6 protein-coding genes are annotated in these 6,241 nt (G+C 45.3%); 1 reads left to right on the forward strand and 5 read right to left on the reverse strand.

The annotated features are described in order from the left end of the window. Window positions 1-680, reverse strand: a 680-nt coding sequence (locus F6J94_RS28175) for a DUF975 domain-containing protein (protein ID WP_293046470.1), incomplete at its 3' end; no start/stop codon positions are given. Window positions 681-759: 79 nt separating this feature from the next. On the opposite strand from F6J94_RS28175, the gene F6J94_RS28180 reads away from it, so the two are divergent. Beyond that, entirely contained in the window at window positions 760-1,728 is a 969-nt protein-coding gene (locus F6J94_RS28180) for a stage II sporulation protein M (RefSeq protein ID WP_293046472.1), read from the forward strand. Here the strand turns inward: F6J94_RS28180 and F6J94_RS28185 are convergent. The 4 genes from F6J94_RS28185 to F6J94_RS28200 all read right to left on the reverse strand — a co-directional run bounded on the left by F6J94_RS28185 (window position 1,720) and on the right by F6J94_RS28200 (window position 6,051). Continuing rightward, window positions 1,720-3,126 carry a DUF58 domain-containing protein gene (locus F6J94_RS28185; RefSeq protein WP_293046474.1) on the reverse strand — a complete coding sequence of 469 codons (1,407 nt, stop codon included), beginning with the start codon at window positions 3,124-3,126 and terminating at the stop codon, window positions 1,720-1,722. The genes F6J94_RS28180 and F6J94_RS28185 overlap by 9 nt on opposite strands. A gap of 31 nt (window positions 3,127-3,157) precedes the next feature. Next, window positions 3,158-4,108, reverse strand: a complete 951-nt coding sequence (locus F6J94_RS28190) for a MoxR family ATPase (RefSeq protein ID WP_293046476.1) — start codon at window positions 4,106-4,108, stop codon at window positions 3,158-3,160. Window positions 4,109-4,243: 135 nt separating this feature from the next. Further along, window positions 4,244-5,362 (reverse strand): DUF4350 domain-containing protein, encoded by a 1,119-nt coding sequence (locus F6J94_RS28195; RefSeq protein WP_293046478.1) that lies wholly within the window; start codon window positions 5,360-5,362, stop codon window positions 4,244-4,246. 65 nt (window positions 5,363-5,427) lie between these two features. Next, complete coding sequence (locus F6J94_RS28200) at window positions 5,428-6,051, reverse strand: DUF4129 domain-containing protein (RefSeq protein ID WP_293046480.1); 624 nt, start codon at window positions 6,049-6,051, stop codon at window positions 5,428-5,430. Window positions 6,052-6,241 lie beyond the last annotated feature (190 nt).

Raw genomic sequence — 6,241 nt, forward strand, 5'->3', positions numbered from 1 at the left:
TGTGATATTAAAAAGCCAACAACTACTATCCCTTGAATACGTAATATAAATCCCTGAGTTAATTTCCAGCTGCGACCAATTGCTGCCCTGGCACCGATAGAATTTTCTTCTATAGCAAGCGGTATTTCATAAATTAACAAGCGAGATATAAACCAGCTCAATCCAAAGAAAAAAACAATCATCAAAATAATCACAACCAGAAGTCCTATGATAGTCATAGCAATACTATTCTCAGGGAGAGTATTGAGATTATCTAAAAGAGTAATGCTATTGCCGAAAATTAAACCAAGGACTCCGATCAAGATACCAATAACAAAAGAAATGATAAATACTACTAGGATTGCTGCTCCAAGAGTTATCAAGGATACTAGAAAAGTTATTAAGGATACTAGGATGCCTGCTCTGAAAAAACTCCACATCCGAGGATTTACATGGCGGCGAGCCTCATTCACTGTTTCTGGACGTTCAATGATTTCCTTAAACGCTAGACGTGAAATTAGCCCAAACATGGCAGAAAACTTAGCCCAGCCATATATGGGAACTAATAGCCATAGATAACCGATAAAAGCTAGACGGTAATATAACTTAAAATGATCGCGGTAGATCCGCAAACCGACATTAACAACATTACCAATACTGAGTGGTCCTAAAGATTGGTTGGGACTAGGCTCATAAGACATGGGTCGATGGGGCTATTGATGGCAAGACAAGTTTTAACGCTATCTTAAGGGAGGTTTACGAAAATTACACGGAAACTTTATGAATATTAAACGTTGGATTGGGCGGCGGGAAGCAAATTGGAAACAGTTGGATACTCTCCTGCAACAAGTGGAGAAACGAGGAATCAAGTCCTTGCCAGCATCCCAAATCAAGGAACTCGCTAGTTTGTATCGCTCCGTCTCAGCGGATTTAGCCCGTGCTAGAACTAACCAAGTAGGCAATACCCTGGTCAAGGATTTACAACGACTCACCTCTCGGGGCTATAACCAGATTTATCAAGGTTCTCGCCGTCAAGACTGGCAAGGCTTAGGGGAGTTTTGTCGCTGGGGTTTCCCTGCTGTAGTGCAACAGACGTGGAGTTATATTGCGATCGCAACCGCAGTGTTTCTCCTCGGAGCCTTAATTTCCTGGTGGTTGGCTTGGCAAGATCCAGTGTTTATGTCCCTGGTGGTTCCGGAACAGTTAATTGAACAAGTACGCGATCGCCAGGAATTGTGGATGGGTTCGATTTTGGGCATGAAACCCTTAGCCTCCAGTGGCATTATGATTAACAATCTATCGGTATGCTTTCGGGCAGTGGCTGGTGGGATTACCTGCGGTGCCTTTACCCTATATGTCATGGCATTCAACGGAATACTGATTGGTGCCATTGGAACCTTAGTGGGTCAAAATAACTTAGCTTATCCCTTCTGGGCATTTGTGTTTCCCCATGGTTCCCTGGAATTACCCGCTATCTTCTTTGCTGGTGGAGCCGGTTTACTCATCGGTAGAGCAATTCTGTTTCCAGGCCAATATCGCCGGGTAGATGCATTGAAATTTTATGGCTCCCAAGCGGCTCAGTTGATGTTTGGGATTGTGCCGATGTTGATTATTGCTGGTATTATTGAAGGGTTTTTATCTCCGAGTCCCTTAGTGCCATCATTCCTCAAGTATTTGGTTGGAATCGGACTGTTTAGCCTTTTGGTTATATATTGTAGTAGCCGGAAAGTCGAGGATACTTCAAAGTAGATTCCGAGCTTTGACTCGTAAGTAGCTCTCAACCAGTTGCTGACTAATCTGATTGGCTGGTGCATCCAAGACCAGAACTCCTTTTTGCTTCAACCGGGCAAAGGCAACTTGGCGCTGGGCAATTAAATCCAGAGCGACAGCACGGGTATAAGCGGCTTGCCCCGGGTCAGGGTTGAGCTCAACACTAATTATTTTTTTCGCCTGCTCCTGGTATCCCCTGTTCCAAAACTGGTCTTGACTGGGAATTTTCCCTAACTGAGGGGTATTAGGGGCAGTGTGCGCTAATTGGTCAACAAGGGGGTCTCGAAGGGTGACACAAAAAGGTAAGTAGCGAGGGGTGAGGCGTTCTAGGGCTGCTAGCAATTCAGCGGAAGCAGTAACATCCACTATGTCTGTAATCAGTACGACTAAAGCACGACGAGTTTGCTGATTCACGACTTTTGTAACAGCACCAAAATAGTCTGGTTCTAATAACACTGGCTGAATCGGAGTGAGGCGTTCTATGAGTTTCGATAGTTGATGTTGACCCCGTTCTGGTGGAATCCAGGTCGTTATGTCTCGATCAAAGACACCCACCCCCACGCGATCGCCCCGATGTAACCCAGCTAATGCTAGGGCTAGAGTACTATTCAATCCCCAATCAAAGCGCTTCAGTTGAAGTACCTGTGCGGTCATCAACCGTCCCCGGTCCAGTAATATAATTAAAGTTTGCTCTTTTTCCGGTTCCAGCACCCTTACTAAAGGGCGAGAGCGGCGAGCAGTGGCTTTCCAATCAATCAGGCGAGTGTCATCACCAATGCCATACTCCCGCAGTTCAGCAAATTCTGTCCCACTACCCAAGTTTCGGGAACGGCGCATGGTACCAGTATTTTCCAGGGTCAGGCGAATAGAAAGCGATCGCAACGTGACTAAGTCTGGATAAACTGCTACGTTCTGACTCCCTGGGATTTTCCAATCATCCCACACCAAGCCCCAAGGACTCAACTGGCGCACGTGAATATCTCCCCAGTGAAACTGGCCTCGCTTGGCTGGATGAACTGTATAGGTTAGTTCCTTGTTACTATTCCGGTCAAGGGTAGCAGTGATCGTTGGGGTGGAAACTGCAAACTCTAATGGATAGTAGTCCTTAATCAGAATTCGAGCAACCTGATTTCTAGATTCCACTGACAGCACAATCAGATTATCTCGCCCAATCGATAACCGTTGTAAAGGCGTGCGGGTTACCTTCACTCGGTTAGGTTTGACCCGTTTTCCATCCCATAAGGCTAAACCAAGGACAATGCCATCAAAGACAAGAGTACTAATTAGACTGATTTGCTGATTAAAAACAGTAGCGAGTAATAATGCGATCGCAATACCTAGTATTAACAGTAAATAGGTTCGTTTTGAGGGAATCATATTTTTTTTTGAGTGCTGAGTGCTGAGCCACTCACCTAGGCACTGGAACTTGCTTGAGTAATGAAGCTATTACGCTATCGATCTGTAACCCATCTAACTGCACCTCTGGTTTCAGAATCAGACGGTGACGGAGTAGAGGGAGTGCGATCGCTTTTACATCATCCGGTGTCACATAATCCCGTCCTGATAACACAGCTTGGGCTTTACTGGTTTGTAACCAAGCTACAGCAGCTCTCGGGGAGGCTCCCAAGGCTAAATCAGGATTTTGCCTGGTTTGCTGAACTAAGGCTAGCAAATAATCCAGCACCTTCTCGTCTACTTGGACAGCTTTAACCTCTTGACGAGCACTAAAAATTTGTTCTACAGTTGCTAGAGGTTTCAGACGTTCTAAATCCAAACGGCGTCCACGAAATCCTTTCTCAGTATTAAGCAACATTTGCTTTTCTGCCGCCGCATCTGGGTAATCCACTACCAACTTGAATAAAAATCGGTCTAACTGAGCTTCTGGTAGGGGATAGGTGCCTTCAAATTCTAGAGAGTTTTGGGTAGCAATCACCCAAAATAATTCAGATAGAGGCAAGGTTTCCCCGTCCAAAGTGACTTGCTGCTCTTCCATTGCCTCTAGCAGCGCTGCTTGGGTTTTGGGTGGGGTGCGGTTAATTTCATCAGCTAGCAAAATCTCAGTAAAGACTGGTCCTTTTTTGAGGGTAAAGTTACGGGTATTCAGATCAAAGATATTGGTTCCTAAAATATCCGATGGTAGAATATCTGGGGTTAACTGAATCCGCCGAAATTCAGCTTGGATTAGCCTTGCTAAAACTTTGACAAGCAAGGTTTTACCGGTTCCTGGTACCCCCTCAATAATGACATGTCCACCACTAAGCAATGCTACGAGTAACTGTTCGACTAGGGTCGATTGACCGACAATTATTTTGCCAAGGGTTTGCTTGAGGCGGTTCAAGACAGGGAGATCATTGGTCATTTGCTTTGATTAGCTATCCTGTGGGACCGTCTTCGTGGTACCAGGATAGCATGGGCAAACTCTGGTTGATTGGGGGTCGGATTAGTTAGGTTTATACGCAGTAGTTTAAGCAATCGGGCAGTTGTGATCATCCCATCAATCAATACGAATTTTCTGCCATTTTCCCAGCCATTTTAGTAAGTCTGACTCCCTAATACGACGTTTACTAGATTGAATTTCCAGCAATTGTTTCAGTTCTGTAGCTGGACGTCCAGTTTGCTCAACCCAGGCATCAATTAGAGCTTGCTCCTCCAGCAGAGTCTGTCCTAATCCCAGTGCTTTTTGCAGTTGCAGTTGTTCGTCTTTTCCCACAACTTCCAACACAAACTCACTGCTGCCTGCTTTTTGCAAAACACCTGCTAATGCTCGGATGTAGGCTTCGCTGTTATCCACGACTGGTTCAGATAAGCTCAATGGTTGTCCAAAGCGCCGATTCAGAGCCCAGATGGCAACCAGAAGAATGATTAATCCTTGGATAAAGGCTGGCAACATAGGGGTTTTCCCTAAATAACTGAATAGAGTCTCACCGACCTCTCGCTTGATCACATCTACATCTTTGTAACCGTGGAGGTATTCATCGACCCAAACCGGATTGTGGTTAGTTAAATTCTCCTCTGGTTTCAAGGGAGTAACCAGTTGGGCTAATAATTCATAGTTAGCTGGAAAGTCCTGATAGGCATTGGCAGCAATATCGGATGTAGTGGCAAAGATAACTCTACCATCACCAATAGGCTTTTCCCAAACCACAGCACCAAAGCGATCGCTTAAAATTTTCTTCCCCTGATTACCCTTGTATCGCCGCCTGGTGTTAACCTTAACCTTTCCCGTTGAAGCCTCTTGGAGAGTACTAAAATCAGCGTCTGTCACCGGCTGCTTGACTCCCAAAATCACCATCGTATTGCCCTGTTTAATCCATTCTCGCTCTATACCATAAATAGCATCTACTGTCAACCAACTAGTGACACGCAATAAGGTAACCGAGCCTTGAGCATCTGTCTGATTCGCTAAATCCTTAAACGGTTTTTGCCAACGCTGTACAGGAGTTCCCCGTTTTGCCATGTAAGCGTACCAAGCGCCATAGCCATAGGGAGCGCGGCTGTAAGTAGAACCGCTATTGATTTTATTATTAGCTGGAGCAGCTACCAGGGTAATCATAATTAGTACCACCATTGCGATCGCACTAATTACCCCTAACCGACGCCTAGGAAATTTCATCCTTCATCCTTGGCCTTAAGGCCGTAGGCCACGCTGCGCGAACGGCCACGCTACGGGAATATACTTCATACTTCAACCTTTATCTGCTGATAAGCCTCCTTGCACCGTTCAAAAACCTGACTAGAGACTTCGGCGTTACTAAAACATAACTGCTGGTGGGTGATCAGTAAGATTTGGTATGGTTTAGGTTGCGGTAATTGCTGGATGAGTTGTAGATATTCTCCATCCGTGCGACTGGGATGGCGAGGGGCAATGCCAGTATCGTGTAATTGCTGCAACATCCCCATATACAAGCAACGACAGGCTTCGGTGTAGTTACCCTGCTGCTGATAGTTTTGCGATCGCTCCCACCAATTGACCACTGATAATTCTGGAACTGGTCGTTTTGTCACTCTGTTTGCAGCTTGATTCAGTTGCTGGTAATAATAACTAATATAAGGATGTAATCCTCTCAACAGCCGCACCCCTAGCCAGCTTAGGATTACAGCAACAAGTAACCAAAACGTTATCCTAATCCCCCGGGCTAGCATAGGAGACAGTAACCAAGATGGCAGTGAGCCTTGGGCTTGGTCAAGAGGCACCTGAGACATTGTCAGCTCCCACCACTCCCCGAATTGTCGTTGCAGCAGCTGCAACTGCCAATCCAAACTGTTTTTTTCAAAGGAACCAGTAGACATGTCACTAGTCAAGGCACAAGTTAAGATACTAATAACTAATAATGTTACACAGCGGATTTAGGGCATGGATTAAGTCATCCGTGCATCTGTGTTATTATTGTGTGTAGTCCACCCTTCTATTCTTGCCCATTTCCCATGATCTAAAATAACAGTACTTGAAGCCGGTAAAACTGCTATTTACTAACATGACAAGTCTCTATAC

This window comes from Moorena sp. SIO1F2, assembly GCF_010672755.1.
In the GTDB taxonomy this organism is placed as follows: domain Bacteria; phylum Cyanobacteriota; class Cyanobacteriia; order Cyanobacteriales; family Coleofasciculaceae; genus Moorena.

Coding starts and splice junctions, on each gene's coding strand:
- F6J94_RS28190 (WP_293046476.1), bottom strand. CDS start 4,108: ATGACCAATGATCTCCCTGTCTTGAACCGCCTCAAGCAAACCCTTGGC.
- F6J94_RS28195 (WP_293046478.1), bottom strand. CDS start 5,362: ATGAAATTTCCTAGGCGTCGGTTAGGGGTAATTAGTGCGATCGCAATG.
- F6J94_RS28180 (WP_293046472.1), top strand. CDS start 760: ATGAATATTAAACGTTGGATTGGGCGGCGGGAAGCAAATTGGAAACAG.
- F6J94_RS28185 (WP_293046474.1), bottom strand. CDS start 3,126: ATGATTCCCTCAAAACGAACCTATTTACTGTTAATACTAGGTATTGCG.